This window comes from Herbaspirillum sp. C7C2, from assembly GCF_022627865.1.
Lineage (GTDB): Bacteria > Pseudomonadota > Gammaproteobacteria > Burkholderiales > Burkholderiaceae_D > Herbaspirillum > Herbaspirillum frisingense.
Map to the genome: position 1 here is coordinate 1 of NZ_JABXGI010000064.1, position 356 is coordinate 356.

The following is a 356-nucleotide window of genomic DNA, read 5'->3' on the forward strand; positions in this document are numbered from 1 at the left end:
TCCTTCGACAGAACATAGATCTCGCCGGTGAAGTGCTTGTGCGGCTTGATCGAACCCGGCTTGGCCAGAACCTGGCCACGTTGCACGTCTTCACGCTTGGTACCACGCAGCAGAACGCCAACGTTGTCGCCAGCTTGACCTTGGTCCAGCAGCTTGCGGAACATTTCCACGCCGGTGCAGGTGGTCTTCTGGGTGTCGGCGATACCGACGATTTCGATTTCTTCGCCGACCTTGATGATGCCGCGCTCAACGCGACCAGTCACCACGGTGCCACGACCGGAGATCGAGAACACGTCTTCCACCGGCATCAGGAAGGTACCGTCAACAGCACGTTCCGGGGTCGGGATGTAGGTGTC

1 protein-coding gene is annotated in these 356 nt (G+C 59.3%); it reads right to left on the reverse strand.

Translation table 11 applies throughout. From position 1 onward, the window contains the following. Positions 1 to 356, reverse strand: a 356-nt coding sequence (locus HWE04_RS24245) for an EF-Tu/IF-2/RF-3 family GTPase (protein ID WP_241813929.1), incomplete at both ends; no start/stop codon positions are given.